Genomic DNA, 26261 nt, shown 5'->3' with positions numbered 1-26261 from the left:
CCTTATTCCACAACTTCGATCGTCAGACGACCGAGAGGATAGAGCCGGCAAGCAAGGGCATAACCCGCCTGGAGCTCCGCGTCCGATACATGCGCCTTGCTCATCTTGCCGAGCCGATGCGCGCCTTCGATAACCCGTACCCGGCAGATTCCGCAGCCGCCGCCCCGGCATCCGACGCCGATGTCGCTCGCTCCGCTGCGCTCCATGGCAACGAGCACGCGCTCCCCGTCCGGGCATGGAAAGGCGCTGCCTCCCACGATTTCCACGAGATGCGGGCGCATAGCGACTATCCCCCGGACTCGCGCGCGCGCCGCGCGGCGAACGACTGGCCGCCAACTGCGAAATGTGCTGCGGGAACCTCACGCAGGATGACGCGAACCGACTCGATCGGCGCCCCGACGGCGGATACGGCGGCGTCGGTCAGCGCCGCGACGAGAGCTTCCTTCGCCTCCGGCGTTCGTCCCTCGAGCAAGGTGACCTCGATAATCGGCATCAGGCATCAACCCTGATCGAAACTGATCCGAGATTCTGGACAGTCGTGCGGATCGACTGACCCTTGGCAAGGGTCGGAGCAGCTGTGATCCCGCCCGCCAGGACGATATCCCCGGCCTCGATGCGCTCGCCGCCCTCCGACACCATGCGCGCGGCCGCAACGAGCGATCGTAGCGGATGCCCCAATATGGCGGCGCTGGACCCCACTTCGACGACTTCGCCGTCGATTTCGAGAATGACCCCGAGATTCGAGATATCCTGGTGCGGGTCGTTCCAGCTTCCGACGACAAAGCCCGAGGAAGAACTGTTGTCAGCGATGACATCGGCGAGCGCGAACTTGAAATTCTCGTATCGGCTGTCGATCACCTCCATCGCAGGCGCCACCGCGGCAACCGCGGCGAGCGCCTGGGCCATCGTAACCCTACCGGCGAGGGGAGCCGACATCAGGAAGGCGATTTCCGGCTCGATGCGTGGGTGGACGAAGTTAGCGAGCGCAAGGCTGCCCCCTTCCTCGATCAGCATCTTGTCGGTGAGTCGGCCCCAAGCCATCTGGTCGACGCCCACTTGTTGCATCTTGGCCCGGCTCGTGAGACCCATTTTGACGCCGACACGCCGCTCGCCGCGCTGGAGGCGAAGATCGATGGACAGTCGCTGGATTTCATAAGCGTCCTCAACCGTCAGCTCGGGTCGGGCATGGGTCAACTGCGGCGTAGCCACGCGTTCGTGCGCGGCCCGGTCCAGGATTTCGGCCAGACTTGCCAAATCGCTCATTGCGACACCGCCAGTTCCTGGTCCCGAACGAGGTCGAGGGCGACATCGACGATCATATCTTCCTGGCCGCCGACCATCCGCCGCCTGCCGAGCTCGACCAGGATCTGGCGGGTATCGAGACCATATTGTTCGGCCGCCTTTTCGGCATGGCGCAGGAAACTGGAATAAACGCCTGCATAGCCCAAGCTGAGAGTCTCGCGATCGACGCGCACCGGGCGGTCCTGCAGTGGCCGCACAATATCTTCCGCGGCGTCCATCAAGCCCATCACGTCGCACCCGTGCTTCCAGCCCTTGCGATCGGCGGCGGCGATGAAAACCTCGAGGGGGGCATTGCCCGCCCCGGCACCCATGCCGGCGAGACTGGCGTCGATGCGCACCGCGCCGGCCTGCGCCGCGACGATCGAGTTTGCGACGCCGAGCGAGAGATTGTGATGCGCATGCATCCCGCGCTGCGTTTCGGGCTTGAGGACCCGATCGTAAGCTTCGAAGCGGGTCCGGACGCCGTCCATGTCGAGGGCTCCGCCGCTGTCGGTTACATAGATGCAATGGGCGCCATATCCCTCCATGAGCAAGGCTTGCTGCGCGAGCGCTTCGGGATCGATCATATGGCTCATCATCAGGAAGCCAGAGACGTCCATGCCGAGGTCCCGCGCAATCCCGATATGCTGCTTTGCAACGTCGGCTTCGGTGCAATGGGTAGCGACGCGCACCGAGCGGACGCCGAGACTGTGCGCGCGCCTCAGTTCCTCGACCGTTCCGATGCCCGGAACCAGAAGCGTCGTCAGCACCGCATGTTCGATGACATCAGCCGCTGCCTCGATCCACTCCCAATCGGTGTGGGCCCCAAACCCGTAATTAAAGGATGTCCCGTTGAGGCCGTCGCCATGCGAGACTTCGATGGCATCGACCCCGGCTGCGTCGAGCGCCTTTGCAATGGCTCGCACGCTGTCGGTGCCATACATGTGAAGGATGGCATGCATCCCGTCGCGGAGCGTTACATCCTGGATGTAAAGCGACTGGCTGGATGGATCGAAGGTCATGCTGCGATTCTCCCCGTCTGACGCACGAGGACTTCGGCGGCAGCCTTTGCCGCAGCGGTCATGATATCGAGGTTGCCGGCATATTTTGGCAAATAGTCGCCGGCGCCTTCGACCTCGAGGAAGACGCTGGTCTTCATTCCTTCGAATTCGCCATAGCCCGGGATCTTTAGCGGCCGGTTCGATCCGAACCGTTCGAACTGAATGTCCTGCTTCAATCGATACCCTGGCACATAACGCTGGACCTCGGCGACCATCGCCTTGACGGCATCGCAGACCAAGCTCTCGTCAACCAAGTCGGTCAGGGTGAAGATCGTGTCGCGCATGATCATCGGCGGGTCGGCCGGATTGAGAATGATGATCGCGCGGCCTTTGGCCGCTCCCCCAACAACCTCGATGCCCTTGGCCGTGGTGCGCGTGAACTCGTCGATATTGGCCCTTGTACCGGGTCCGGCCGACCGGGACGAAACCGACGCGACGATTTCCGCATAATGGACCGGCGTGACGCTCGACACCGCAGCGACAATCGGGATCGTCGCCTGTCCGCCGCACGTGACCATATTGATATTGCGAGCGCCCGAGGAGACCGCTGCGTTGACCGGCGGTACCACGAAAGGGCCGAGCGCGGCGGGCGTCAGATCGACGACAAGCTTTCCATCCGCTGCGAGGGCCTTGGCATGTTCGACATGCGCATAGGCTGAGGTCGCGTCGAAAACGAGCTCGATGTCAGGGTAATTCGTAAGCGCGCGCAGTCCATCGATACCTTCGTGGGTCGTGGTTACGCCGCGCGCGCGCGCCATCGCAAGGCCTTCGGAGGCGGGATCTATTCCTACCACAACGGCAAGTTCGAGTTCGCTCGAGCCCCGCAATATCTTGACCATGAGATCGGTGCCGATGTTGCCCGATCCGATGATCGCGCATTTCGTCTTCGCCATCTCTTTATCCCTTTCCGGTTGATCGCCTCAGCTTGCAAACGCCGCTTTGACGGTCCCGACTCCATTGATTCTGGCCTCGACGACGTCGCCGGCCGCGACGGTTGCCATGGGTCCGAGAGCGCCCGACAGAAGAACATCTCCGGCAAGAAGCGGACGGCCTTCGCGTGCCATGACGCGCGCCAGCCACAAGGAGGCACTGATCGGGCTGCCAAGACAGGCGACGCCCGCGCCGACAGAAACAGGCTCGCCGCGGCATTCCATCACCATCCCGCACGCGCGTAGGTCGAGCCCGTCGAGCTTGCGCGGAACGGCGCCAAGCACGAACAGACCGCTCGAAGCATTATCGGCGATGGTGTCCAAGATCCGGATGTCCCAATTGGCGATGCGGCTGTCCACGACCTCGATCGCGGGCACGACATATTCGACCGCCCGGATCAGTTCGGCGATCGTAAGGTCGGGCTGAAGGAGGTCGCGCCCGACCACGATCGCGATTTCCGCTTCGACCTTTGGCTGGATGACCCGCCCGAGCCCGATCGGCTCGCCCTCGGGCACATCCATATCAGCGAAGAGCATGCCATAGTCGGGCTGGTCCACGCCGAGCTGCTTCTGGACCGCCCGCGAGGTAAGCCCGATCTTGCGTCCGACGAGACGGCGCCCCGAGGAGAGTGCGTGGCGGGTGTTCAATTCCTGCACCGCATAGGCCGCCGCGACGCCACCGCCGCTGAGGCTTTCGCGAAGCGGGGGGATCGGCGAGCGCTTTTCGGCCGCCGTTCGCAGGGCGATCGCTGCTTCTTCAATGATGTCAGGGTCAAGTGTATTTTGTTCGGACATGATCATATCTTCACGCAGATGTTTTCGAGCTCGGTGTAGAATTCGAGGCTGTGCGCTCCGCCCTCGCGGCCTATTCCCGATTGCCCCGAACCGCCGAATGCCGTGCGCAGGTCGCGCAGGAACCAGCAGTTCACCCAGCACACGCCGACGGACATTGCCGCCGCGACGCGATGAGCTCGAGAGAGATTTTCTGTCCAGACGGTAGCGCACAGGCCATAATCCGTGTCGTTCGCCCAACTTATCGCGTCGTCTTCGGTGTCGAAGGGAATGATCCCGCAGCAAGGACCGAAAATCTCCTCCCGCATGACGGTCGAATCATGAGCGAGGCCGGTCCAGATTGTGGGTTCGACCCAGAACCCGCCCGCCGCCGCGGCATCGACGTTGGGTACCCCGCCGCCCGTAACGGCGATTGCCCCTTCGGCGATCGCCCGCTCATAATATCCGAGCACTTTCTGCCGATGTTCTTCGCTGATCATCGGCCCGAGGTAATGCGGATCACCCTTGTTCCCGGGTTTCAGTGCGCGAGCGGCAGCGGCAAGCTTGGCTACGAAAGGTTCGAAGACGGATTGCTCGACATAGACACGCTCGGTCCCCAGGCACACTTGCCCGCTATTCAGAAAGGCGGCGCGCGAAATGCCTTCGGCTGCTTTCTCAAGATCGGCATCGGCGAAGACGATCGCTGGATTTTTGCCGCCGAGTTCGAAGCTGATGTCGCGAACGCCGACGGCAGCCTGCTTCATTATGGCCTGCCCGGTGCCGGTTTCGCCTGTGAAGGTGATGGCATCGACGTCCGGATGGGCGGTGAGGAACTCGCCTGCTGCGCCGGGGCCGAAGCCGTGGACGACGTTGTAGACCCCCGTGGGCATTCCGACCGCGTCCATCACTTCGCCGAGAAGGGCTGCCGTCCGCGGCGTCTCTTCGGACGGCTTGACGATCACGGTGTTCCCGCAGGCCAGCGCCGGGCCGACTTTCCAGGTCATCAGCAAGAGCGGGAAATTCCACGGGCAGACGACCGCGATGACACCCTTCGGTTTACGCACAGCGTAATTGATCGCACCGCTCCCGTCAGGCGTCGGGGTACCGAACGATTCTGTCGGGAGGGTCGTGACGATGTCGGCGAACATCCGGAAGTTCGACGCGCCGCGCGGAACATCGATGTGCGCCGCGACCGCTCTCGGCTTGCCCGTATCGGCCACTTCTGCATCGAGAAAGTCTTCCGAGCGCCGTTCGATCTCATCCGCAACAGCAGCGATGAGCCGAATGCGCTCGGCTGTTGTCATTTTGCCCCAAGGTCCTGTGAGCGCACGCTTGGCCGCCGCTACAGCGCGATCCACATCCTCACGGGTCGCCTCATGAACGCGCCCCGTCTCCCGACCGGTGGCGGGGTCGATGTTGGGGAACGTCGCCCCCGAGCCGCCCTTTACGAACCGTCCGTCGATAAAGTTCAAGATATCCGCAGCGACAGGTCGGTTTCTCTCTTCCGGTTCGACCGCAAGCTGTTGAACCTGTACCATTCAGAACTCCTTCGCACCAATCGAGGCGGCGGCTGCCCGGGCGCAGGCGATGTCGAACTCCTCGGAGCCGCCCGAGACTCCAATTCCCCCGATGCAATTCCCATCGACTATGATCGGGACACCGCCGCCGAACATCACGACCCGCGGCTGATGCGCGATGCCGTTGCATAAGGCTTCGGAGCCCGAGACCAGTTCGTAGACCGCTGCCGTCGGCACTTTGAAACTTGCGGCCGTGAAGGCTTTGTCCTGAGCGATCTTTTCGGAGTGAAAGGGAGCCGCGCCGCCTTTCAGGAACGCGACCAGTTCCCCCGACGCGCCCACGACCGCAGCGACCACGGGCGTTCCGCCGGCGGTGCCATGCCCTACGGCAGCGGCGACCGCCTCCAAGGCGGACCCGTGTGCAATCGTGTGGTAGTTTTCGACCATCGCAGGAAGTCAGGTATTGACGGTCATGAAGCGGTCGTTGAGCGCCTTTTCATAATAGAAAATCGCCTTGCCCGCCTGTTCGACGCCCCACGACCGGCGAGGATTATCGGGGTAATAATCATAACCGCCGGCAAAGGTCTCGTTCCGATTTCCCGAAGGGTCGAAGAAATATATGGTCTGACCACGCGTGATACCGTGGCGCGTCGGGCCGATATCGAGTGAGATATCATAGCGACTGATGATATCGGCAGCATTTCCGACGTCGTTCCAGGATTCCAGGCGGAACGATGTATGGTGGATTTTCGCATCCTCGGGGCCTGCAAGGAACGCGATATCGTGAGCCTTATTGCTACAGCTCAGGAAGATGCCGAGCCGAGTGCCGCTCGCTTCGTCGACGAGTTCCTCGGTAACGGAAAAATCGAGCGCTTCGACGAAGATTCGCGCCGATCCCGCGACATCGATGCCGTTGAGCGCCGAGTGATCATATCGCATAGCGCGCATGCCGCGCGGCTCACTGTGCCAGACGTCCGGGTTCTTTGTGGGAGGACCGTCTGCCGATAATTCCATGTCGGCGTAAAGGTCGAAGATATGCCCGGTAGGAACCGCGAAGCGCAGCTTGCGTCCGACGCCCTCTTCCTCGCCCGCGGTGATCCATTCGACGTCGACGCCGGTGGCTTGCAAACGGTCTGCGAATATTTCGAGGTCGCTGTCGCGGCAAACCTTGAAGCCGATCCGATCAAGACCGGGCATATCCGCCTCGCGCAGGATGACGCTGTGTCGATCGAATTCGTCGAACCCGCGGAAAAATGCCCGGTCACCCGAACGACCGACGAGTTCCAGCCCGATCCGGTCGCGATAATGGGGGATGGCCTCCTCGAGATCGAGGACGCGCATCTGGACAAAGCCTGGTCGCATCACGCCTGTAATTGCCATCACCGCTCTCCCGGGAAATTTAAAATTTTAGGCCGTGACTGAAAAATTCGATCACGGCGCGATTGAAACTGGCCATCCGCTCGATCTGTACCCAATGGCCACACTCTCCAAAGAAGCGGACGTCTGAGTGTGTGATCAGGTTTCCGAGGCGCAGCGACACCTCTTGCGGAATGACTTGGTCGGCCTTGCCGTGCAGGACGAGCACTTCATGGGGAAGCGCGGCGATATCTTCCTCGCGGCTCGACAGCATAGCAATATTGGCCTGCCGGTCGGAACCGCCGAACGTCGCATGATAGGGCTCATGCGCTCCTGGGCGGATGCTCGCGTGATAACGGGAGTCGATCAGATCGTCGGTCAGCCGGCTCTGGTCCCATGCGAGCATCTTCAGCGACTCATGCATCATTTCGCGGGATGGCTCATAACCCCAGACGAAATCGAGCGCCGGCGTGAGCGGGAATTCAAGTCCAGCCGCTCCCATCAAAACGGCACGATCGACCCTGTCGGGATGGGCGATCATGAAGGCGAGCGTCACGCCGCCGCCGAAGGAATTTCCGACCATCGAGACCTGGTCGATTTCCAGGTCGTCGAGAAGACGGACCAGTTGATTGGTCCAGATGGCCTTGTCGGTGATCCGACCCACCGAGTCGCTGTAGCCGAAGCCAATCATGTCGGGAGCAATGACCCGGAATTCCTTAGCAATCTCGGGCATATTAAGCCGCCAGTTCGCCCATGCCGTGACCCCGGGGCCCGAACCGTGGACGAGGAGGACCGGCCTGCCCTCGCCGGTGTCATGATAGTTGGTTTTGATCCCGTCAGCGACGAATGTCTTGCCGATTTCGGGCCGGACCATGTCGGGCGCCGAACTCATTGGCCAGCAACCATGTAATCATCATGTCGGGCGACCTGCCCCCAAACGGCTTCAAGCATCACTCAATCTCCGTTCCACGGGCCATCATGTCGCAGCCCTCTTGGGACAATGTTTTGCACCATGGGAAACGCGTTTGCAACCGGTAAATGAAACCGGCGCCTCTGATCCGGTCACTTCAGGCTCTCGGCTCGCACGGCTTCGAGGACACCGGGCTCCTCTTCCATCCGGGCGCGGTAGCGCGTCAAAGCGGGGAAGCCCGCGAGACCGATCTCCACTCGAGAGGGCCACCCGAGGATGCAATAGAGATAGGCGTCGGCCACGGTGAAGGCGTCCCCGAAGCAATAATTCTTGTCGGTCAATTCCAGGTCGAGCGCTTGGAGATGGTGCATGACGTCCCGCTTTGCCTCAGCGCGGATCTCCGGCCCCGCGGTTTTGGAGAAGAGCGGCACGAAGCTCTTGTGCAGCTCGGAGGCGATGAAGCTCAGGCTGTCCGTCAGCGTGTAGCGAGCGATTGTTCCGGCCGGCGGGGCGAGCCCCGCGCGCGGTGCCAGGTCGGCAACATAGAGAAGGATCGCTATCGTCTCTGTGAGAAGCTCGCCCGAATCCAGAAGGAGAGCAGGGATTTTTCCCGAAGGCTTTATCGACCGGAAGTCGGCGCCATGCTCGGTTCTGCGCGTGGGCATGTCGACTTTTTCAATATCGAACTCTGCCCCTATCCGGCGCAGCGCGATGTGCGGTGCCAGCGAGCAAAGGCCAGGCGCATAGTAAAGGAGCATCTCATATCCTTGTGGACGACTTGAGCACAGCGCGCGAATGGCCGTGCTTCACGCCGGAGTTGGGCCGGCGCGTCAGCGATCCACCTCGGAAAAGCCCTTTCCGGCGGTCAGCACCCCACAAGTCCGCATGGCACTCAGCATCATCGATGGATCGGCTTTGCCCGTTCCCACAATGTCATATGCCGTGCCGTGTGCGACCGACATATGGAGATAGGGTGGCCCCATCATGATCACGCAGTTTCCCGAGAATCCCCATGTCTTGACGGCTATGTGGCCTTGGTCGTGAAACATCGCTAGCACGAGATCGTATCGGCCTTCGATACATTGGCGAAAGACGGTATCGGGCGCGGATGGTCCATCGACATTGATGCCGCGCGCGCGCGCGCGCGCGACTCCAGGACCGATGGCACGATCTTCCTCATCGCCGATGGCATGAGGATTGAGACCCGCGACCACGATCCTGGGGTTGGCGACGCCCCAGCTTCGAAGCGCCGCGTCGATTTGCTGTAGGGCGGTATCGATCAACTCGGGCGTGATGAGGTCGCAGACCGCCCGAATCGACATATGATCGGTGAGGTGGGCGACACGGAGCGGTCCGGTGAGGAGGAGCAGATAACTCTCGCCCGGCGTCGGGCTGATCACCATATCCAGCTTTCCCGCCAGTTTAAGCGATCCGGTGCTGATCGGACCCATCACTGTGCCGGCGAAGACCCCGTCGCGCGCGAGCGCATCGAGTTCGGCTAGCCACTTGGCGGTCGCAATGCCCGATTCGAGCGTATCTTTCGCGAAGGGGAGCGCGCGGTCGTCCAGCGCACCTGTATCCAGGATATCGATGACTGCCGGGTCGTCGCTGAGCGGCTCGAGCGAACGCATGACACGCAGGCGGGCCGACACTTTAGTCAGGTCAAGCGCTCGTTCGACCGAGGCCGCCGACCCCACTAATAGGGGAACCGACACCTCATGCACGCGGCCTGACGCCCAGGCGCGAACGGTAACCTCGGGTCCGATGCCTGCCGGCTCGCCGACCATGGTACCGATGCAGGGCCGGAATCCGGCCTGCTGCGACGCTACGCCGACCTCAAATGCTGTAGACATCGAGCATCGTCTGCGCGAGGTCGTTGATGACGACGGTATATTTGCGTTTTATCACAAAGGCGTCGCCCATCGGTTCGAGATCGTAAATGGCCGACCCACTGTAGACCGTCGGCCGATCCTCCAAGACCGAGGTCACCGACCAATTCGTCCGCGCCCGAATGACGTCGTCCTCATGGTCGACCGCGAGCAGGCAAAAGATATGGGAAGTGCGCGGGGCCGGCGAACTGGCCGACGACCGGCCCGTCCGAATGCGATAGACGCGGTCCTCGAGCCCTGCCCGGGTCGGATAATAGATCAGCGAAATCTCGCGCCTTGGGTCCTCGGTCAATCGGCCGCTGTCATCCCACGCGGGGACCCAATATTCGGCATCGGGATGATATAGATCGATCCAGCTATCCCAATCCTTGGCATCGAGAGCGGCCGCTTCGCGCCCGAGAAATCGCTGGATCGCGGTCCATTGCGCAACTTCGCTGCTCATTTCGCCATCTCCGGCTTCGGGGGTAACGCGCGCTCGGCCTCTTCGCTCGCAATGGCTCCGCGCATGCGCAATATCCATTCGTCGTGGATCGCGACGTAAAGCCCCTCGTCGGCCACCGCCGTGCCGCTAAGGATGGCGTCGACGCCCAGGGCTTCGCCGTGGCTGCTGACGCCTTGCACCCACCGTGTCGATCCCCGCGACATGTCGTTCATCCGGCCAGCCCCGCCACCGAAACCGACCTGGCAATTGTTGAACTCGGTCAGGTCGTCCGGCGTAGCCATGCCGCTTGCATTGAAGAAATCTTCATACTGGCGGATGCGCAAGGCGCGGGCGTCGTCACTCTCACCCACCGGAGCTATGCAGTAGGTTGTCACCTCGGTCTCATCCACCGAGATGGGCCGGATGATACGGATCTGGGTGCTCGTCTGGTCCATGAGGAAGACGTTAGGGAACAGCTCCAGATTGCGTATCCGGCCGTTCATCCAGGTAGCGCGCTCTTCGCCGCGCTCGCGCTTCAACCAGTCCAGGATTTCGTAATTCGGCCGGTCCTGATAGTTTGCATAGTCATTCCAGAGCACGCAATGGCCGTTGTCGAAGGAGAAAGAGCCGCCCTCGAGCTGAGCCCAGCGACCGAAATCGAACGCCCTGGTATCGTTCTTCGATGTCCCGTCGACCCGGCGTGCGACCGTCATGAAGTAATTCGCGTGCACCGTGCCGATATGATAGCCGTCGAGGCCATTTTCGACCTGCAGCTTCCAGTTCCCTCGATAGCGGTAGCGCGTAGCGCCTGGAAGAACTTCGAGCTTCTCTTCGACCGACTGATCAACCATGAGATCGATGAATGTCTTCGCGCCCGCGAGATAGTCCTCAAGAGGAACGACCTCGGGGTTGAGACTGGCGAAAATGAAGCCCCGGTAAATCTCGATGCGCGCAACATGTTCTAGACCATAGTCTTCCCGCTTGAAGCCCGGCGCGTAGCCACCCCCAGCCTCATCTGTCACGTCGAGGAGTTGGCCCGCGGGATTATAGGTCCAACCGTGGAAGGGGCAGGTGAAGTTGCGGCGGTTTCCGCTCTTCTCGCGGCAAACGCGCGCGCCGCGGTGCGCGCAGGCATTGATCAGACAATGCAATTCCCCGGCCCGGTCGCGGGTCAGGATGACGGGCTGGCGGCCGATAAAAGTCGTGAGAAAGTCGTTCGGCTTTGCGACCTGGCTCTCGTGCGCAATGAAGACCCAGTTGCGCTCGAAGATATATTTCAGCTCGAGAGCGAACACGTCCGCGTCGGTAAAGGCCTCCCGGTCGATCTGAAAGCGGCCGCTTCCCTCGTCTTTTACGAGCCATGCATCGATACGCGAACGCAGTGATTCAAGCTCTGCCACGGCTGCGCCGTTTCCGTCAGGTTGCAACATCCTCTCCTCCATTTCCGGCCACCGAGATTCGTAGGTCAACTATTTGGATCAACGATTCTCGGCTCAACTCTTTGGACTCTTCCGATCCCGAATGACCCAACATAGCATGCGTGGCTCATTGTGCAATGGGTTGCACAATGATCTAAATTGCCCTATTCGAATCGCGTTGCATCATGTGCGACACGTCAACCAGGCTGGTTCAGGCGTATAAAAGCCAAAAATGGCTTGAGATTTGGGAGTGCGAAATATGGTGGGCGTGACCGAGCTGGGTTATCTAGGCTTGTCGGTATCTGATCTGGATGCATGGAAGAGCTTCGCGTGCGGCGTCGGCGGCATGGAATATGTCGATGAAGGCGAAGGCGACCGCGCGTATCTGCGAATGGACAAATGGCATCACCGCATCACGCTGCATGCTGATGGCGGTGACGATCTTGCCTATCTTGGCTGGCGCGTTGCGGGTCCGGTAGAGTTCGACGAAATTGTCGAGAAGCTGACAGTCCAGAATATCGAAGTCGAAATAGCGAGCGACGAAGCGGCGCGCGAGCGCCGGGTCCTCGGCTTGGCCAAGCTCAAGGATCCGGGCGGTAATCCCACCGAAATCTTCTTCGGCCCCCAGGTCGACAATTACCGCCCTTTTCATCCCGGCCGCCCGATGTTCGGTCGTTTTGTTACCGGCGCCGAAGGGATCGGCCATTGCATCCTGCGTCAAGATGATGTGGCCGCAGCGGTTCGCTTTTATCAGCTGCTCGGGCTGCGGGGCTCGGTCGAGTACCACCTCGCTTTGCCGAACGGTGAGGTCGCTGCCCCCTATTTCATGCATTGCAACGACCGGCAACATTCCGTGGCTTTCGGCCTCGGTCCGATGGACAAGCGGATCAACCATTTGATGCTCGAGTACAGCGAGCTCGACGATCTTGGCCTTGCCCACGACTCGGTGCGCGAACGAAAGATCGATGTCGCACTCCAGCTCGGAAAGCACGCGAACGACGAAGCGCTGACATTCTACTGCGCAAATCCGTCAGGGTGGCTGTGGGAATTTGGCTGGGGAGCGAAAAAGGCGGGCCCGCAGCAGGAACATTATCTGCGCGACCTCTTCGGCCATGGAAATGAAGCCGAGGGCTACGGAATGGACATCCCCCTCGGCTGACCACCTTAGGATATTTCAAGAGATGGATGTGATTGAAATGGAGAGACTTCGCCTGTGCCCAATTGACGCCCCCCAGGACGGCGAGCCGGTTGCGATACCGGCAGGCGCCTTCCCGGCGCTCGCGGTCTATAACGTCGATGGCCAGATTTATGTCACGGCCAACACATGTACGCACGGCAACGCGCAGCTTACCGATGGCTATCAGGACGGTGCGACGATCGAATGCCCCTATCATGGCGGCGCCTTCGACATTCCGAGCGGAGCCGCGACAACTTATCCCTGCCAGATCCCGCTTAAGACCTATGAAGTGACGATCGAGGACGGCTGGGTGACGATCGACGCTCCCGGTGCGCCGGAGAGCTGAGGCTATGGACCTTTCCACTCTGCCTCGCACCGAGCTCCTCCGGGAAGTGACGGACCTTATTGCCCTGCACGCCGAGCTGATTGACGACGATCAGCTCGAAGCGTGGCCCGATCTGTTCGTCGAGGACTGCCACTATTCCGTATTGCCGCGAGAGAATGCCGACCGCGGATTGCCGGTTGCGACGATCTTCTGTGACAGCAGGGGCATGCTTGTAGACCGCATCGTCTCGCTCCGGCGCGCCAACATTTTTCCGGTCCATCACTATCGACACATCATCAGCACCAGCCGCATTCACGAGGTTCGTTCAGATGCGGTTGTGGCACATACAAACTATCTAGTGCTCCAGACAAGAAACACCGGCCGATCATTTGTGTATAATGCTGGTAAATATGTCGATGAAATAGTGTTTTCGTCCGGGAAATTTCTTTTTCGGTCAAAGAAGGCGATTTTCGACACGGACCTGATCGACACTTTGATGGTCCGCCCCATTTAGCCCATTTCGAGGTTGCGATATGCTCAATGTTCAAGATACGGCCGTAGGTAAAGTGTCGACCGACACCGAGGAGCCCATTGGCTGCCGGATACCATATTCCGTGTTCACGGATGATGCCTTTTACAAGGCCGAACAGGAGCATCTCTTCCGCGGCCCCACCTGGAACTTCGTTGCGCTCGAGGCCGAAGTCCCGAACCCCGGTGATTTCAAATCGACCTTCATCGGCGACACGCCGGTCGTTGTGACGCGGGACAAGGACCAGAGCCTCCATGTCGTTGTGAACCGCTGCGCGCATCGCGGCGCGACGGTATGCCGCGCACGCCAAGGCAATGTGCCGCATCTCGAATGCGTTTATCATCAATGGGCTTATGAATTGAACGGAGACCTCATGGGCGTCCCGTTCCGCCGCGGGATCAAGGGCAAGGGGGGGATGCCGGCGGATTTCGATCTCAAGCAACATGGCTTGGTCAAGCTGCGCGTCGAAGCGTTGAATGGGCTGGTTTTCGCGACATTCTCGCAAGAAGTGGAGCCGCTGACGGACTATCTCGGTCCGCTCATCACCAAGCATGTCGAGCGGATCATGTGCCGCCCGATCAAGATATTGGGCAATCAACGCCAGTTCATCCACGGCAACTGGAAGCTATACGCCGAAAATACGCGCGACCCCTATCACGCAAGCCTCCTCCATCTGTTTCACAATACTTTCGGCCTCTATCGTTCGACGCAAACCGGCGAATGCCTGATGGACGAGAGCAAGCGGCATTCGTTCCTTTATTCGAAGGCGGGCAGCAACGACGCGGCGCGCGACAGCGAAGTCTATCAGGACTCGCGCAGCTTCGACACGAGCTTCTCGCTCCAGGATCCGTCGCTGCTCGCGGGCCGGAGCGAGTTTCCGGACGGCATCACCCTCGTCATCCTGGCCCTTTATCCCAACCTGATTTTGCAGCAGATCTCGAACACGCTCGCGGTTCGCCAGATCGTCACCCACGGACCGGATTCGTTCGAGCTCGTGTGGACCCAATTTGGCTATGCGGACGATGATGCGGAGATGGACGCGATCCGCCTCAAGCAATCGAACCTCATCGGACCGGCGGGCATGATCTCGATGGAGGATGGCGAGGCGGTCGAGATCGTGCAGCAGGCGGTCAGCTCGGACAGAAAGGCAAGATCCTATATCGCGATGGGCGGCGGCGGCGCCGATGATGCGGATCATCTTGTCACGGAAGGGGCCATCATCGGCTTCTGGCAAAATTACCGCGAGATGGTGGGAATCGAAGAGAGGGTCTCATGACCGCCACCATTGATTTCTACTTCGATTTCATCAGCCCGTTCAGCTATCTCGCACAGTTGCGTCTGCCGGAGATTGCGCGTCGGCACGGCCGGGCGCTCGCCTATCATCCCATCGACATCCCCGAAGCAAAGATTGCGGCGGGCAATTACGGCCCGTCCAACCGCGAGGTGCCGGCGAAGATAAAGGTTCTGACCGCGGATCTGCAGCGTTGGGCTCGGCGGTACGACGTGCCGCTTACCTTTCCATCGAGCTTCGAGTGCGGAGGCTGGAACACAGCCGCAATCTTCGCGGCCCGTCACGGTGCCGCCGAAGGCTTCGTGCGGGATGCCTATCGGCGCATCTGGGGCCTCGGAATCGATCCGCGAGACCGGGACGAATTGCGCGCCTCGGCGGCAACGGCGGGTCTCGAAGCCGATGCCGTCATGGCCTTCGTGGATTCGAAAGAGGGCAAGCGCGCCTATCGCGAAGCGCGGTCGAAAGCTTACGCCCGCGGCGTATTCGGCGCGCCGCTTATGTTTGTCGACGACCAGATATTCTGGGGAAACGACCGGCTGGATTTTCTTGAAGAGCATGTGCGGACGAATTGAAAAAAAGAATCAGGGAGAGGGAGAATGGACATGAGGACCAACAGTTATAATAGCGGGCGCGCCCTCGCGAGCGGCATCGCACTTTTCGCACTGGCCTGGAGCGCGGCCGGCCAAGCCCAGGATACGGCCCCGGCTGCCGAACCCGAGCCCGAGGCGCAGTCGAGTTCGGGTATCTCCGACATCATCGTGACGGCCACGCGCCGCGAGGAGCGTCTGCAGGACGTTGCTGTCGCCGTGACCGCGATCACCGGCGATTCGCTCTCGGCGGCAGATGTTTCGACGGTGCGCTCGTTGACCCAGGTGGTTCCCGGATTCATCGGGAGCCGCAACATGGGTGTCTTCCAGCCCGTCATTCGCGGCGTCGGGTCGACCGGCATCTCGATCGGCGACGAGCCAAACATCGCCACCTATGTCGATGGTGTCTACCAGCCAGAGTCGGCCGCCAACTGGATCGATCTCGTCGAAGTCGAGCGCGTGGAAGTGCTGCGCGGACCGCAAGGCACGACATTTGGCCGCAACGCCACCGGCGGCCTGATCAACGTGATTACCCCCGACCCCAGTTTTGACCTGCGCGGCAAGGCGTCGCTGCGTTACGGCCGCATGCGGAGGGACGCGGGCGATTATGATGCCCGCTTCTATATCACCGGCGGCCTTAGCGATAAATTGGCTGCCGATTTTGCCGCCCTCTATCGCAAGAACGACGGCTATATCGACGATCTGGTGCGCGGCGGCACGCTCGGCGACCAGCAAGTGATCAACTTTCGCAGCAAGCTGCTGTGGCAGCCTTCCGACAATGCCAAGGTCATCCTGACCGGCGAATTCTTCGACCAGAACAGCACGACCAATTCGCCCCAGCCGGTCAATGGGAATACGGCCGGCCGTCGCTTCCCGGGCGTTATACTTCCGACCGACGCTTGGCAGGCGTCACTGACCAGCATTCCTACGCTGGACTTACGGCGCTGGAGTGCGGCGCTGCATGTAAAACTCGAGTTCGACGGCTTCAACCTCGAGGCGACGAGCGGCTTCATGAATCTGCGCTGGTACCAGGAAACCGATTCGGACGCCTCGAACATCTTCCTCGGTAATTTCCCTGCAACATTTGCGACGGAATCGGGGAGCCAGGAAATCAAGTTCACGTCTGCCGACCCCGGCCGATTCCAGTGGCTCCTGGGCGGCTATTTCTACCAGTTCGGCGGTCATACTGAGTTGGATCTCGTCACGTCGCCGGGGCCTGGAATCCCTCCGACCACCCTCAACCTTGATCCCGCACTATCGGGTCGCTCGTTCGCGGGCTTTGCCGAAGGAACCTACGAGATCGTCGACGACCTGTTCATCACTGTCGGCGCGCGGTACACCACCGAGCGGCGGACCTTCGAACAGGTCGTTAATGGAAATCTGGTCGTTCCGAAGACCGCCAAGTCGTTCAACAAGTTCAACTATCGCGGCGCAGTCCGGTACCAGTTCGCACCCGACGGAAGCATTTATGCAAGCTATGGCACCGCATTCAAAAGCGGCGTCTACAATATGGCGGGCACATCGCCGAATCCGGTCAATCCCGAGAACATCAAGGCATGGGAGGCCGGCATCAAGGTCGACCCCTTCAATTGGCTCCGCACGAACCTCGCCGTTTATCACTATACGTACGACGATCTGCAAGTTCAGGCCAAAGACGCGTCGGGTCCGAGCTACGTCCTGCAGAACGCAGCGAGCGCCAAAATCTATGGCGGCGAGTTCGAGGCGATTATCCAACCGATTGACGATCTCAACATCCGCGGCTCGGCGGCCTACAGCCACGCGCGCTATCGTGATTTTCCGCTCGCGCAGAGCTTTTTCCCGCGCCCCGACGGAGGCAACACTGTTGCCCCGGCGGACGCGTCGGGTAACGTGATGACCCGCGCCCCGAAGTGGACGTTCAACCTGGGGGTCGATTGGGGCCATGAGTTCGATGCAGGGCGCCTTGGGGTCTCGGTCAACACCTTCTACTCGACCCGGCTCTATTATGACTTCCAGAATATTTTCTCCCAGCCGAGCTATACCCTTACCAATGCGTCGATATCCTTTGCCCCAACCGGTGATCGCTGGAAATTCAGCCTCTGGGCGACCAACCTCACCAACGAAAAGGTCTTCCAGACCATTCGTGTCGGGGCGCAGGCAACTGACGGCTTTTACGAACAGCCAAGAAAAGTGGGCGTCAGCGCCGAACTCCGGTTCTGACGCGCCCAAACGCGGTCCAAGGGCTTGATCCCGCGGATCGCGTGCGGCCGGGCTGCCGCCGTGTCCGCCAGCATGAGCCTCGGTGGCTTGTGCTGGCGGACTTTGTTTGCTGTCGCGTAAAGACGGTCCGTTCAACTGCTACTTGTCGAAGGATGCATGCATGACGATCACGGGACAAATGCAGCCTGCGCAACTGGCGATCGGCACGATCCTGACATATGCCGCCGCCGCGCACGCAACCCGGGAAGTGGTGTCGCGCGAAATCGGCAGCGATCGGTTGTGGCGTTATGATTATGCAGCGCTCGCCCGCCGGGTAGCGCAGGCTGCCAACATGTTCACCCTTGCCGGGATCGGGAGCGGTGACCGGATATCGTCGCTCGCCTGGAACACGCACCGGCATTTGGAACTCTTCTACGCGGTCCCGGGCCTTGGGGCAGTGCTTCACACCGCCAACCCCCGGCTCCCCGACGATCAGCTGATCTTTACCTTGAACCATGCCGAGAGTCGCATATTGGCGTTCGAGCCCAACCTCGCCGCGCTCGTCGAGCGGCTTGCGCCCAGCCTCCCGCATATCGAAAAATACATCGTACTGTCCGACGAAGGCGTCGGCATCGGCGAGGGGTTCGGGGCGCTGGCCTATGAGCCCTTGCTCGCGTCGGCACCGGTCTCGATCACCTGGCCCGAAATCGATGAAAATTCCGGGGCGTTTCTTTGTTACACCTCGGGGACCACAGGCGATCCCAAGGGGGTTCTCTACAGCCACCGGGCAGTCGTTCTGCATGCGATGGGAGCGGGCTTGGCGAGCGCGTTCGGCCTCACGTCGTTCGATTGCGTGATGCCTTGCTCCTCGCTCTATCACGCCACCGCCTGGGGCCTTCCGTTCGTGGCGCCGCTCTGCGGCGCCAAGCTCGTTCTTCCTGGCGACCGCATGGACGGTCCTAGCCTCCAGGCCCTAATCCGAGGGGAGGCGGTTTCTTTTACCGGTGGGGTGCCCACGATCTGGACCATGTATCTCGCCCACCTCGAGGCAACCGGCGGCGACACGGGAACGCTCAAGCGGATTATGATCGGGGGCTCCGCCGTACCTCGCGCGATGGCAGAAAGCTTCAAGGCCGACCATGATGTCGATGTCCTTCAGCTCTGGGGAATGACCGAGACCTGCCCGCTCGGTGTGATCGCAACACCGACGCCGGCCGTCGCGGACCTCGGCGAGGCAGCGATGCAGGATATATTGTGGACGCGGCAGGGACGGCTCCAGTTCGGCGTCGAGATGCGCATCTTGGGCGAAGACGGGCACCCCTGCCCCCACGATGGGGCGACGGCAGGCGCGCTACAGGTGCGGGGTCCGTGGGTGGTTCAGCGCTATTTTCGTCAGCCGGCGGATTGCACCGATGTCGACGGGTGGTTCGATACCGGCGACGTTGCGACACTCGAGGCCCAGGGGTTCATGCGAATCACAGACCGCACCAAAGATGTCATCAAGTCGGGAGGAGAGTGGATCAGCTCAATCGACCTTGAGAATGTTGCCGCTGGGTGCAGCGGGGTCAAGATCGCCGCGGTCGTCGGCATTCCGCACCCTAAATGGGAAGAGCGCCCGCTCTTGATCGTCGAGCCTCATGATGGAATCCTTCCCGACGAAAAGGAAATTCTATCAACCCTATCCGCGGAATTCGCGAAATGGCAGCTGCCCGATCGCATCCTCGTCGGCGCGGTGCCACTTACGGCAACAGGGAAAATCGACAAGAAGCAACTGCGCGAACGCTATGGTAATGTCTACGCGGCTTGAGGGAACGGGACCCGATGGTTCGGCAGCAATCACTGCGCGGCGAGAAGCTTGTCATCGCAAGCTTCAACCAATAGCGTCTGGGCCGCCCGTCCCGTCGTTCCGCTCCCGCAGCGACTGCGCATAGCCGGACAGCAAGGCAATTGTCAGCTCGGTGACGCGCCTTGCCCGCTCGGGGTCCTTTCCGATCTGGGCTCGCACCGCCAATCCGCGGAGCACGCTCCACAGCAGCCACAATATGTCTTCGGCGTCAGACGGAGACAGGCCGGTCTTGGCAAAACGGCTGACCCAGACTTGCTCGGCCCCGACGCGTCGTTGCTGCGACATACCGCGAACATCGTCGGCGAGGGCCCGAAGCTTGTTTCCCGAGATGACGAGGTCGAGCGCGATCAAAAAATCTTCACCGTAGAAGAATGCCTCTGCATCGTCGCATGCAGCCTCGAGGAGGCCGTCATCTTCGATAGCCTTACCCGCGGCAACGGTCGCCTTCTCGAGGGCTGCCGAAAAAACCTGCTCCAGGCAGGCGGCGACTAGTTGGTCCTTTGTCGGAAAATGGTGAAGCTGCGCTCCGCGAGAGACGCCTGCGCTTTCGGCAACGTCTGCGACGCGAAACGCCGAATAACCTTTCTCGCGCAACAGATTGATAGCGGCCGAAAGGATTCGAGCCCGCATCTTTCTACTGCGTTCGCCTTGTGGCTTGTGCGAATTGTCGTGAGCTGGGGAAATGTCCGCCACTGCGTCTGCTACACCTCTTGCCGAGACCCTCATGCGGCCGAACGTACAGATGGCATAGCTTTCCTATCGGGCTTGTCAAAGTCATAGCTGCGAGATGCAACAGGATGCCGTCCGCACCCGGCTGGCCATTCCGCCCGCCTCGTTGCGGGCCTGTTCAGCGAAACGTCGTACCGCCATCGACGGCTATCGACTGGCCCGTCACAAATTCTGCGCCGTCGGACGCGAGGTAAAGCGCTGCGGCGAGCAAGTCGTCTGCGGTCTCGTGGCGCTTGATGCACTGCATGTTCAATATCTGGGTCTTTTGCGCGGGCGTCACCGTCTCGCGCTCGATCTCCGTGAAGGTTGCGCCCGGAAGCAGCGCATTCACCGTGATCCCGTCGGCGCCGAGTTCACGCGCCATGGCGCGCGTCATACCGACCACCGCCGCTTTGGAAGCCACATAATGTAAATAGTGCGGTCGGCCCATAGTCACCACCCCGGACGAGATGTTGATGATGCGCCCATGACGATTACCTCGCATTACCGGCGCGCACGCCTTGGACACCAGCATTACGCCATCGACGTTCACGCGCATGACCTGTCTCCACTCGTCAAACGGGATTTCCTCGAAGGGCCGCATTTTCAGCGTCGAGAAGATCGCCGCATTGTTGATGGCGACGTCAATGCGGCCAAAGGCCTCCAATGTCTCCGCTATGGCGGCGTCGACGGCTGCCGGATCGGCCACATCGGCCCGAATGGCGATAACGGTGCCGGCGCCACATTCCGCTTCGACCTCGGCCGCTACCGACCGTCCGCTGTCTTCGTTCAGTTCGACGATGGCGATTTTCGCACCGGCGCGCGCGAAGCCTTTGGCGAAAACCCGCCCGATTCCTTGTCCCGCGCCCGTGATGAGCGCGACGCGCCCCGCGAAGGTGTCTGTCTTGGTCATGTCGGTCATATCGTTTCCTCTTTCTTGCTGGTATTCGGGCGAGGCAACGGGGCATATGCGAGCACCGCGCCTGACGTCATCCGCCGCTTGCTCCTCGACCTTCGGTCACGTCCATCGCCGTCAGCCAACTCCACATCCGCTCAACGACGCCGCCGGCCAGGGTCTGGCGCGCGCGTATCTCGTCTTCATCGAGAAGCCCGTGTTGAGGGCCGAACCCCATCGAGCGCACGTCGCGCTCTACCCGCGCGGCGTCTTCGAGGAAGAAGGCAAAAGTCGCAGCTTCCTTCAGATCTTGCCCGACCGTAATCGCTCCGTTTCCTCGCATGACGATCGCACGAGCCTCGCCAAGGGCAATTGCAAGATTTCTCGCTGAAGCGTCGTCGCGCAGGAGCCTGGGATCGTCCCAAAGCGGCGGCCGGGGAGCGAAATAGGCGCCTAGGCCGTGCCGCGCCGCCGGTGTGATCCCGAGCGTCGACAACGACATGGTGGCGGCGGGCATGATGCGACAAATGCCGCCGACATCGGACCGCGCGGCATAAATCGCCTGGTGCGCGCGCACTTCGCCAAGCACTTTTTGGGGAAGGGCGCCATCGACCGAGACAATAGTACCGGGTTCGTCCTTGATAAGCCCCATGGGCATTGCGGCACAGACAAGAAAGTGCCGCGCATCGATGCGCGCACTGCAATGGCCGAACGCGTGCACGAGCCCGGCGTGCGCCAGGCCGCGCGCCGCCATGCGCACCTGCATCTGAAGTCCGGGGTCAATCGTCGCCGGCATAAAACCCTCTCCCGAAGCAGAGTGATTCGGCCATCTTCATCGCGGAGGCCATGCTGGCGTGCTGGGCGATGCCCTGTCCCGCAATTTCCATGGCAGATCCGTGCGGTACGGTCAGATGAACATAATCGAGGCCGATATAGATGGTGCACGCGCCTTCGAAGGCAGCCGTCTTGAGCGCAATCTGGCCCTGGTCATGATACATTGAGACAACGACGTCGTATCGCCCCTCCATGGCAAGACGAAATATCGAATCGGGCGACACCGGCCCCTCGACGCGGCGCCCCGCCGCGCGCTCCCGTTCGACCGCCGGCGCGATCTCGCGCACTTCTTCAGTTCCCATCGCGTGCGGATTCAGGCCGGCGACGCCGATCCTGGGGGCATTGACGCCCCAACGCCTGAAAGTCTCGTCAACGAGACCGATCAGCGACGACACCGCCGCGGCAGAGACAGTGCCCGGGACCTCGGCGATGCTGATATGCTCGGTGATTGGGACGATCCGCAACGAGGGGCTGACTCGCAATAGATAGGTTCCAGTCGGCTGAAGATCGTCGATCGACGATATTTCGCCAGACGCCTTGAGTGATTGCGAGTCGACCGGGGCCATGATCCAGCCATCGATCTCTCCATTGCGAGCCAATTGCTCGGCCAAGCGGATCCATTCTATCACCGCCCGGCCCGAAGCGGCGCCCGACTGTCCGATATCCCATGCCCCCCTCGCCAGCGAGCCGTGGTCGAGAACGGCGATTTCGCCAACCGCACCGGACACCTCATCCGGCGTTTCCACCTGGTAGATGGGAGGGCTAATCCCGCTCGCCGCGGCCGCGAACCGGACAGCGTCGATGCTTCCGATCAATAGGTGCCGCGCCGCGTGGTTGCCGGCGGCGAGTGCCTTGACACAGACCTCTGGACCGATACCCGCCGGATCGCCAATGACGGTAGCGATGAGTGGCTGCTCACGGCGCGGCTTGCCCGCTCCTTCGCCTGCACCTCTCATAGCAGGAAGGTCACATTGCGCATGGGCGCATCATTGTTGATCAGATAGACCTTCTTGCCCAAGATTTTGAAGCCATCGGCCCCCTGTTTCAGGAGGTGGGTCGCGCGCGCGAACAAGGATTGATGCTGACCGGAGCGCGCCTCGCCCAGGATGAAGTTTGAACTGACAAGGACATCGGATCCGCCGGATGCGGCGACCGTAATGTTCGAGACGATGCGGATCAGACGCGACTTCGGACTTTGCGAATGCATCCGCTTATCCTTCAGGCGGAATATTCGATCCGAGATCTGGTCATAATGCTCGTAGATGATCGAGACGGACCGATCGGGGTCGAGGTCGGCCTGATTGGAGGGAACCCAGTAGAGGCCGCCCGGCTCCCAGAGCGCGAGCCAATCGTCATAGGCGTGGCTGTCCATCAATTCGGCCTCAAAATACAAAAATGCTTCGATTTTGCCGAAAATGTCGCTCCCGGGCAGGATTGCCCGGCTCTCCTTCAATTCCGAGAAGACGGTGAAATCGCAAAGATCTGCTGCTACCATGTTCATCCTAACGCCTCCCATCGGGCGATTCTTCGGCCATCATCGCCAGCCATTGCCGGATCTGAGCGCGCTGCGGAACCTCGTCGGAAACATGGCCGACGATCGTCCCATCTTCATCAACCCACTCGCGCTCCATCCCGCGCGATATATTGATCCACGGATCGAGATTAGCCTCCAGGCCGAGTTGCACCCGCTCGAAAATCTCGGCGTCGTCTGTCGATCCGGATCCTGCGGGTCCATAAAAGGATTCATGCTGGCGAAGTCGCAGCGCATTGATTTCGGTGCTGACGTTGGAGAACAGCACAGGGAACATCACGACCTCGGTCTCGTCGACAGACAGGGGATTAACGATCCGGATCTGGTTGTTGATCAGTTGCAGGTTTGGAAAAACGCCGACGTGAGGATCGCCCGCCATGGCAAGCAGCATGTCCGCCCAGGCAACATCATGCTCTGCATAGAGCGCGTCGATATAGTCTGCCCCTCCCGGCGTGTTTTCCAGAAGCGCGCGATATTTTCCCGAGTGCTTGAGCCGATGCTTACGGAAATCGAGCATCGTGTGGCCATGACCGAAGTCGCGCGTTTCCGAGATTCCGTCGAAGTCGAAGGGGTTCGCACTGTGCGTGGCACCGAGGCTGTGACCCGAATCGGTGTGTCGTTCCCATGTCGCCAGCACCGAGGCATGGACGAACAACGGATGATATCCATCCATCCCGACCTGCTTCCAATTTCCTTTATAGATCGTCCGGTTGAATCCGGCTCGCACGCTCAACTCTCCGCCCGGTGCCGCGTCGACCAGGATGTCGATCACCTTGGCTGCGTTGCCGAGATAGTCCTCGAGCGGAAGGACCTTTTCGCTCAAAGCCGCGAATATGAAGCCGCGATAATTTTCGACCCGCGGCACCGGCGTGAGACCGTTTTCGCTCGCGTCGAAACTCGGCCCATAGCCGTCGGGCCCGGAAACGCTGACCAGTTCGCCAGCATTGGAATAGGTCCAGCCGTGATACCAGCAGCGGAAAAAGCTGTCCCTGCCTTCGTCCACCTCGCAGACGATTGCGCCCCTGTGTCGGCAGCGGTTCAGGAAAACGCGGATCTCGCCATCCTGGCCGCGAACAAAAATGACCGGTTGACGGCCCATCTGCCGACGCTTGAACTCGCCCGTTTTTGCAATCTCGCTCTCATGGCCGATGAACAGCCAACCGGTGTGGAAAATCCGCTCGAGTTCAAGATCGAAAATCTTCGCGTCGGTATACACCGCCGAATGAATCCAGCCCGGTGCCACAAGCGATCGCAGGCCTGCCGCGTCATAGTCGCGGCCGCGTATGTCGAGGCGGTCCGGCATGCGGTGCGGTCCTGACGGCGCGCGATCGCCCTTGCCGGCCGGCAAGGTGCCGCCGGCGCCCATTGCTAGATGATTTTCCGCTGACAATTTCATTCTCCAGACAATGATGATGAACAATTTGTGTCACACTGGATTGACGGCCTTCCACCTGGTCATGTCGCGCCCGATCGACGACCGCGCGCGCCAGAAAAGAAATGCGGAGAATGGTGCGACCAGGCTTGTAAGGATGAGGGCGGCACGCAAACTCCTGCCGGAATCTTGATCGAACTGCCACGAGATCGCGTCGCTGGCCGTCCCGACGAACAGCGGTCCCAAACCCACGCCGACCAGGTTCAAGACCAGAAGGAAGAGGGCGGTCGCGCCGCCACGGATCTCCGGCGGTGAGACGCTTTGCTGGGTACTGTGGACCGGGCCCATCCACATGGCCCCTAGCATGTTGGGAAGCGCAAGGCCCGCAAGCGCCAGCGCGCCACTGTCGATGCTGAAGATGACGGCATAACAGGGAAGGGCCGCCAGCGACGCAAACGCAGGGATGGTTACATAGGCTCGGACGTCGCTCCGGCCGAACCGATCGGCCAGCAACCCACCGAGCCACACGCCGGCGGCGCCTGCGAGACCTGTGGAAAGACCGAGCGTCAGGCCCAGGAACCCCGAAACCCCCATCCCGGCCTGGGTGGCCATGGCGACGATCTCCGGGCCATGATTGCGGATAAAAAAAGATGCGATGAAAGGTCCGAAGCCATATCCTACCGCGGCTTGCAGCGCAGTCGCGATCACGATGAGCCGGTAGGTGCGAACCGCCCAAAGCGTCTTTACCGCCGCGAGAGCGCCCGGCGGCGCCGTTCGCAACAGAGCGGCGTGCGCCTTGCGCGGTTCGCGCAAAACCAGCAGCAAAAAGGGGGCAAGGACGACACCTGGTATGCCGGCCACCAGAAAGGCGGTGCGCCAGCCATAGGCATCGGCAACCAGCCCTCCCAATGCCATCCCCGCCAACGTTCCCAACGGCACGCCAAGATAGTAGAGCGAAAGCGCCGACGCGCGCCGCTCGGGTGGGTAATAATCGACGATGAGCGAATTTGCGGCAGGTGTCAGGCCGGCCTCGCCAATCCCCACTCCGACACGCCCCACCAAAAGTTGGGGAAAGCTTCGCGCGAGGCTGCAGGCGATGGTGAACCCGCTCCAGACGAGAACGGAAAATGCCATGATCTTTGGCCGGTTGCCGCGATCCGCCCAGCGCGCGAGCGGGATTCCGGCGACGCTATAAAGCAAGGCAAAGGCAAGGCCCGACATCAGCCCGATTTGCCAGTCCGCCAGCTGCAACTCTTCCCGGATCGGTTCGGCTAGAATGTTGACGATCTGCCGGTCAACAAAGTTGAGTGTGAGAGCAAAGGTCAGGAAAAACATGGCGATGCGGCGGCGGAAAGCCGCCCCCGCCACAGCCAGCGCGGCTTCGCCCTCGCCAGGCGGCGTGCGTGCTGTGCCGAGCGCCGGTTGCAGCACAGGA

28 protein-coding genes are annotated in these 26261 nt (G+C 61.1%); 7 read left to right on the top strand and 21 right to left on the bottom strand.

Annotation, left to right across the window (positions count from 1 at the left end; all coding sequences use genetic code 11):
• Nucleotides 1–2: 2 nt before the first annotated feature.
• The 14 genes from VGN68_RS10510 to VGN68_RS10445 form a co-directional block, all read right to left on the bottom strand.
• A complete protein-coding gene (locus VGN68_RS10510) occupies nt 3–206 on the bottom strand; it encodes a 2Fe-2S iron-sulfur cluster-binding protein (RefSeq protein ID WP_327195734.1) in 204 nt (67 codons plus the stop codon).
• A gap of 80 nt (nt 207–286) precedes the next feature.
• The gene (locus tag VGN68_RS10505; protein ID WP_037557646.1) at nt 287–493 is read right to left on the bottom strand and encodes a 2-hydroxymuconate tautomerase; all 207 of its coding nucleotides are present in this window, start codon (nt 491–493) and stop codon (nt 287–289) included.
• Nucleotides 493–1263: a 2-keto-4-pentenoate hydratase gene (locus VGN68_RS10500; protein WP_327476416.1), complete on the bottom strand. Its 771-nt coding sequence runs from the start codon at nt 1261–1263 to the stop codon at nt 493–495. The genes VGN68_RS10505 and VGN68_RS10500 overlap by 1 nt, the downstream gene beginning before the upstream one ends.
• The gene (gene dmpG, locus VGN68_RS10495) at nt 1260–2303 is read right to left on the bottom strand and encodes a 4-hydroxy-2-oxovalerate aldolase (protein ID WP_037557643.1); all 1044 of its coding nucleotides are present in this window, start codon (nt 2301–2303) and stop codon (nt 1260–1262) included. Before dmpG ends, VGN68_RS10500 begins: the two co-directional genes overlap by 4 nt.
• Entirely contained in the window at nt 2300–3235 is a 936-nt protein-coding gene (locus VGN68_RS10490) for an acetaldehyde dehydrogenase (acetylating) (protein ID WP_037557641.1), read from the bottom strand. The genes dmpG and VGN68_RS10490 overlap by 4 nt, the downstream gene beginning before the upstream one ends.
• 27 nt (nt 3236–3262) lie before the next feature.
• Nucleotides 3263–4066: a 2-keto-4-pentenoate hydratase gene (locus VGN68_RS10485; protein WP_037557713.1), complete on the bottom strand. Its 804-nt coding sequence runs from the start codon at nt 4064–4066 to the stop codon at nt 3263–3265.
• Nucleotides 4067–4068: 2 nt separating this feature from the next.
• A complete protein-coding gene (locus VGN68_RS10480) occupies nt 4069–5580 on the bottom strand; it encodes a 2-hydroxymuconic semialdehyde dehydrogenase (protein WP_052182496.1) in 1512 nt (503 codons plus the stop codon).
• A complete protein-coding gene (locus VGN68_RS10475) occupies nt 5581–5967 on the bottom strand; it encodes a GlcG/HbpS family heme-binding protein (RefSeq protein ID WP_231740077.1) in 387 nt (128 codons plus the stop codon).
• A 48-nt stretch (nt 5968–6015) separates the two neighbouring features.
• Nucleotides 6016–6939, bottom strand: coding sequence for a catechol 2,3-dioxygenase (locus VGN68_RS10470; protein ID WP_037557638.1), 924 nt, complete (start codon nt 6937–6939; stop codon nt 6016–6018).
• 19 nt (nt 6940–6958) lie between these two features.
• Nucleotides 6959–7807: an alpha/beta fold hydrolase gene (locus VGN68_RS10465; RefSeq protein ID WP_037557636.1), complete on the bottom strand. Its 849-nt coding sequence runs from the start codon at nt 7805–7807 to the stop codon at nt 6959–6961.
• 170 nt (nt 7808–7977) lie between these two features.
• Entirely contained in the window at nt 7978–8583 is a 606-nt protein-coding gene (gstA, locus tag VGN68_RS10460; RefSeq protein WP_037557634.1) for a glutathione transferase GstA, read from the bottom strand.
• Nucleotides 8584–8655: 72 nt separating this feature from the next.
• Nucleotides 8656–9678 carry a PdxA family dehydrogenase gene (locus tag VGN68_RS10455; RefSeq protein WP_052182495.1) on the bottom strand — a complete coding sequence of 341 codons (1023 nt, stop codon included), beginning with the start codon at nt 9676–9678 and terminating at the stop codon, nt 8656–8658.
• Nucleotides 9662–10156 (bottom strand): aromatic-ring-hydroxylating dioxygenase subunit beta, encoded by a 495-nt coding sequence (locus VGN68_RS10450; RefSeq protein WP_037557632.1) that lies wholly within the window; start codon nt 10154–10156, stop codon nt 9662–9664. The genes VGN68_RS10455 and VGN68_RS10450 overlap by 17 nt, the downstream gene beginning before the upstream one ends.
• Nucleotides 10153–11565, bottom strand: a complete 1413-nt coding sequence (locus tag VGN68_RS10445; RefSeq protein WP_052182494.1) for a Rieske 2Fe-2S domain-containing protein — start codon at nt 11563–11565, stop codon at nt 10153–10155. The genes VGN68_RS10450 and VGN68_RS10445 overlap by 4 nt, the downstream gene beginning before the upstream one ends.
• A 247-nt stretch (nt 11566–11812) precedes the next feature.
• Between VGN68_RS10445 and bphC the strand changes: the two genes are divergently transcribed.
• The 7 genes from bphC (at nt 11813) to VGN68_RS10410 (ending at nt 19447) form a co-directional block, all read left to right on the top strand.
• Nucleotides 11813–12712, top strand: coding sequence for a biphenyl-2,3-diol 1,2-dioxygenase (bphC, locus tag VGN68_RS10440; protein WP_037557631.1), 900 nt, complete (start codon nt 11813–11815; stop codon nt 12710–12712).
• 37 nt (nt 12713–12749) lie between these two features.
• Entirely contained in the window at nt 12750–13076 is a 327-nt protein-coding gene (locus VGN68_RS10435; RefSeq protein WP_037557710.1) for a non-heme iron oxygenase ferredoxin subunit, read from the top strand.
• A 4-nt stretch (nt 13077–13080) separates the two neighbouring features.
• Nucleotides 13081–13569 (top strand): aromatic-ring-hydroxylating dioxygenase subunit beta, encoded by a 489-nt coding sequence (locus VGN68_RS10430; protein ID WP_037557630.1) that lies wholly within the window; start codon nt 13081–13083, stop codon nt 13567–13569.
• 100 nt (nt 13570–13669) lie between these two features.
• Nucleotides 13670–14860: an aromatic ring-hydroxylating dioxygenase subunit alpha gene (locus VGN68_RS10425; protein ID WP_306997167.1), complete on the top strand. Its 1191-nt coding sequence runs from the start codon at nt 13670–13672 to the stop codon at nt 14858–14860.
• Complete coding sequence (locus VGN68_RS10420; RefSeq protein WP_037557628.1) at nt 14857–15447, top strand: 2-hydroxychromene-2-carboxylate isomerase; 591 nt, start codon at nt 14857–14859, stop codon at nt 15445–15447. Before VGN68_RS10425 ends, VGN68_RS10420 begins: the two co-directional genes overlap by 4 nt.
• A 24-nt stretch (nt 15448–15471) precedes the next feature.
• The gene (locus tag VGN68_RS10415) at nt 15472–17661 is read left to right on the top strand and encodes a TonB-dependent receptor (protein ID WP_231733416.1); all 2190 of its coding nucleotides are present in this window, start codon (nt 15472–15474) and stop codon (nt 17659–17661) included.
• Between the two features lie 160 nt (nt 17662–17821).
• Nucleotides 17822–19447 (top strand): long-chain fatty acid--CoA ligase, encoded by a 1626-nt coding sequence (locus VGN68_RS10410; RefSeq protein ID WP_327476405.1) that lies wholly within the window; start codon nt 17822–17824, stop codon nt 19445–19447.
• A gap of 63 nt (nt 19448–19510) precedes the next feature.
• On the opposite strand, the gene VGN68_RS10405 is transcribed toward VGN68_RS10410, so the two are convergent.
• The 7 genes from VGN68_RS10405 to VGN68_RS10375 all read right to left on the bottom strand — a co-directional run bounded on the left by VGN68_RS10405 (nt 19511) and on the right by VGN68_RS10375 (nt 26257).
• The gene (locus VGN68_RS10405) at nt 19511–20179 is read right to left on the bottom strand and encodes a TetR/AcrR family transcriptional regulator (protein WP_161786581.1); all 669 of its coding nucleotides are present in this window, start codon (nt 20177–20179) and stop codon (nt 19511–19513) included.
• 154 nt (nt 20180–20333) lie between these two features.
• Nucleotides 20334–21116, bottom strand: a complete 783-nt coding sequence (locus tag VGN68_RS10400; protein WP_197411509.1) for an SDR family NAD(P)-dependent oxidoreductase — start codon at nt 21114–21116, stop codon at nt 20334–20336.
• 67 nt (nt 21117–21183) lie between these two features.
• Nucleotides 21184–21885 (bottom strand): class II aldolase/adducin family protein, encoded by a 702-nt coding sequence (locus tag VGN68_RS10395; RefSeq protein WP_037557627.1) that lies wholly within the window; start codon nt 21883–21885, stop codon nt 21184–21186.
• The gene (locus VGN68_RS10390) at nt 21869–22879 is read right to left on the bottom strand and encodes a PdxA family dehydrogenase (protein ID WP_052182491.1); all 1011 of its coding nucleotides are present in this window, start codon (nt 22877–22879) and stop codon (nt 21869–21871) included. Before VGN68_RS10390 ends, VGN68_RS10395 begins: the two co-directional genes overlap by 17 nt.
• On the bottom strand, nt 22876–23424 hold the full coding sequence (locus VGN68_RS10385) for an aromatic-ring-hydroxylating dioxygenase subunit beta (protein WP_052182490.1): 549 nt from the start codon (nt 23422–23424) through the stop codon (nt 22876–22878). Before VGN68_RS10385 ends, VGN68_RS10390 begins: the two co-directional genes overlap by 4 nt.
• Nucleotide 23425: 1 nt before the next feature.
• A complete protein-coding gene (locus VGN68_RS10380; RefSeq protein WP_327476402.1) occupies nt 23426–24874 on the bottom strand; it encodes an aromatic ring-hydroxylating oxygenase subunit alpha in 1449 nt (482 codons plus the stop codon).
• Between the two features lie 6 nt (nt 24875–24880).
• Nucleotides 24881–26257: a spinster family MFS transporter gene (locus VGN68_RS10375; RefSeq protein WP_197411507.1), complete on the bottom strand. Its 1377-nt coding sequence runs from the start codon at nt 26255–26257 to the stop codon at nt 24881–24883.
• Nucleotides 26258–26261: the final 4 nt, after the last annotated feature.

Origin of the sequence: Sphingopyxis sp. (assembly GCF_035998965.1) — a bacterium.
Lineage (GTDB): Bacteria > Pseudomonadota > Alphaproteobacteria > Sphingomonadales > Sphingomonadaceae > Sphingopyxis.
The sequence above is the reverse complement of the archived record's forward strand: the minus strand, read 5'-3'. Positions and strand labels throughout refer to the sequence as shown.

Bases quoted from the DNA above. Each gene is read 5' to 3' on its own strand.
- VGN68_RS10510 (WP_327195734.1), bottom strand. From the start codon at position 206: ATGGAGCGCAGCGGAGCGAGCGACATCGGCGTCGGATGCCGGGGCGGC.
- VGN68_RS10505 (WP_037557646.1), bottom strand. From the start codon at position 493: ATGCCGATTATCGAGGTCACCTTGCTCGAGGGACGAACGCCGGAGGCG.
- VGN68_RS10500 (WP_327476416.1), bottom strand. From the start codon at position 1,263: ATGAGCGATTTGGCAAGTCTGGCCGAAATCCTGGACCGGGCCGCGCAC.
- dmpG (WP_037557643.1), bottom strand. From the start codon at position 2,303: ATGACCTTCGATCCATCCAGCCAGTCGCTTTACATCCAGGATGTAACG.
- VGN68_RS10490 (WP_037557641.1), bottom strand. From the start codon at position 3,235: ATGGCGAAGACGAAATGCGCGATCATCGGATCGGGCAACATCGGCACC.
- VGN68_RS10485 (WP_037557713.1), bottom strand. From the start codon at position 4,066: ATGTCCGAACAAAATACACTTGACCCTGACATCATTGAAGAAGCAGCG.
- VGN68_RS10480 (WP_052182496.1), bottom strand. From the start codon at position 5,580: ATGGTACAGGTTCAACAGCTTGCGGTCGAACCGGAAGAGAGAAACCGA.
- VGN68_RS10470 (WP_037557638.1), bottom strand. From the start codon at position 6,939: ATGGCAATTACAGGCGTGATGCGACCAGGCTTTGTCCAGATGCGCGTC.
- VGN68_RS10465 (WP_037557636.1), bottom strand. From the start codon at position 7,807: ATGAGTTCGGCGCCCGACATGGTCCGGCCCGAAATCGGCAAGACATTC.
- gstA (WP_037557634.1), bottom strand. From the start codon at position 8,583: ATGCTCCTTTACTATGCGCCTGGCCTTTGCTCGCTGGCACCGCACATC.
- VGN68_RS10455 (WP_052182495.1), bottom strand. From the start codon at position 9,678: ATGTCTACAGCATTTGAGGTCGGCGTAGCGTCGCAGCAGGCCGGATTC.
- VGN68_RS10450 (WP_037557632.1), bottom strand. From the start codon at position 10,156: ATGAGCAGCGAAGTTGCGCAATGGACCGCGATCCAGCGATTTCTCGGG.
- VGN68_RS10445 (WP_052182494.1), bottom strand. From the start codon at position 11,565: ATGTTGCAACCTGACGGAAACGGCGCAGCCGTGGCAGAGCTTGAATCA.
- bphC (WP_037557631.1), top strand. From the start codon at position 11,813: ATGGTGGGCGTGACCGAGCTGGGTTATCTAGGCTTGTCGGTATCTGAT.
- VGN68_RS10435 (WP_037557710.1), top strand. From the start codon at position 12,750: ATGGAGAGACTTCGCCTGTGCCCAATTGACGCCCCCCAGGACGGCGAG.
- VGN68_RS10430 (WP_037557630.1), top strand. From the start codon at position 13,081: ATGGACCTTTCCACTCTGCCTCGCACCGAGCTCCTCCGGGAAGTGACG.
- VGN68_RS10420 (WP_037557628.1), top strand. From the start codon at position 14,857: ATGACCGCCACCATTGATTTCTACTTCGATTTCATCAGCCCGTTCAGC.
- VGN68_RS10415 (WP_231733416.1), top strand. From the start codon at position 15,472: ATGGACATGAGGACCAACAGTTATAATAGCGGGCGCGCCCTCGCGAGC.
- VGN68_RS10410 (WP_327476405.1), top strand. From the start codon at position 17,822: ATGACGATCACGGGACAAATGCAGCCTGCGCAACTGGCGATCGGCACG.
- VGN68_RS10400 (WP_197411509.1), bottom strand. From the start codon at position 21,116: ATGACCGACATGACCAAGACAGACACCTTCGCGGGGCGCGTCGCGCTC.
- VGN68_RS10395 (WP_037557627.1), bottom strand. From the start codon at position 21,885: ATGCCGGCGACGATTGACCCCGGACTTCAGATGCAGGTGCGCATGGCG.
- VGN68_RS10390 (WP_052182491.1), bottom strand. From the start codon at position 22,879: ATGAGAGGTGCAGGCGAAGGAGCGGGCAAGCCGCGCCGTGAGCAGCCA.
- VGN68_RS10385 (WP_052182490.1), bottom strand. From the start codon at position 23,424: ATGAACATGGTAGCAGCAGATCTTTGCGATTTCACCGTCTTCTCGGAA.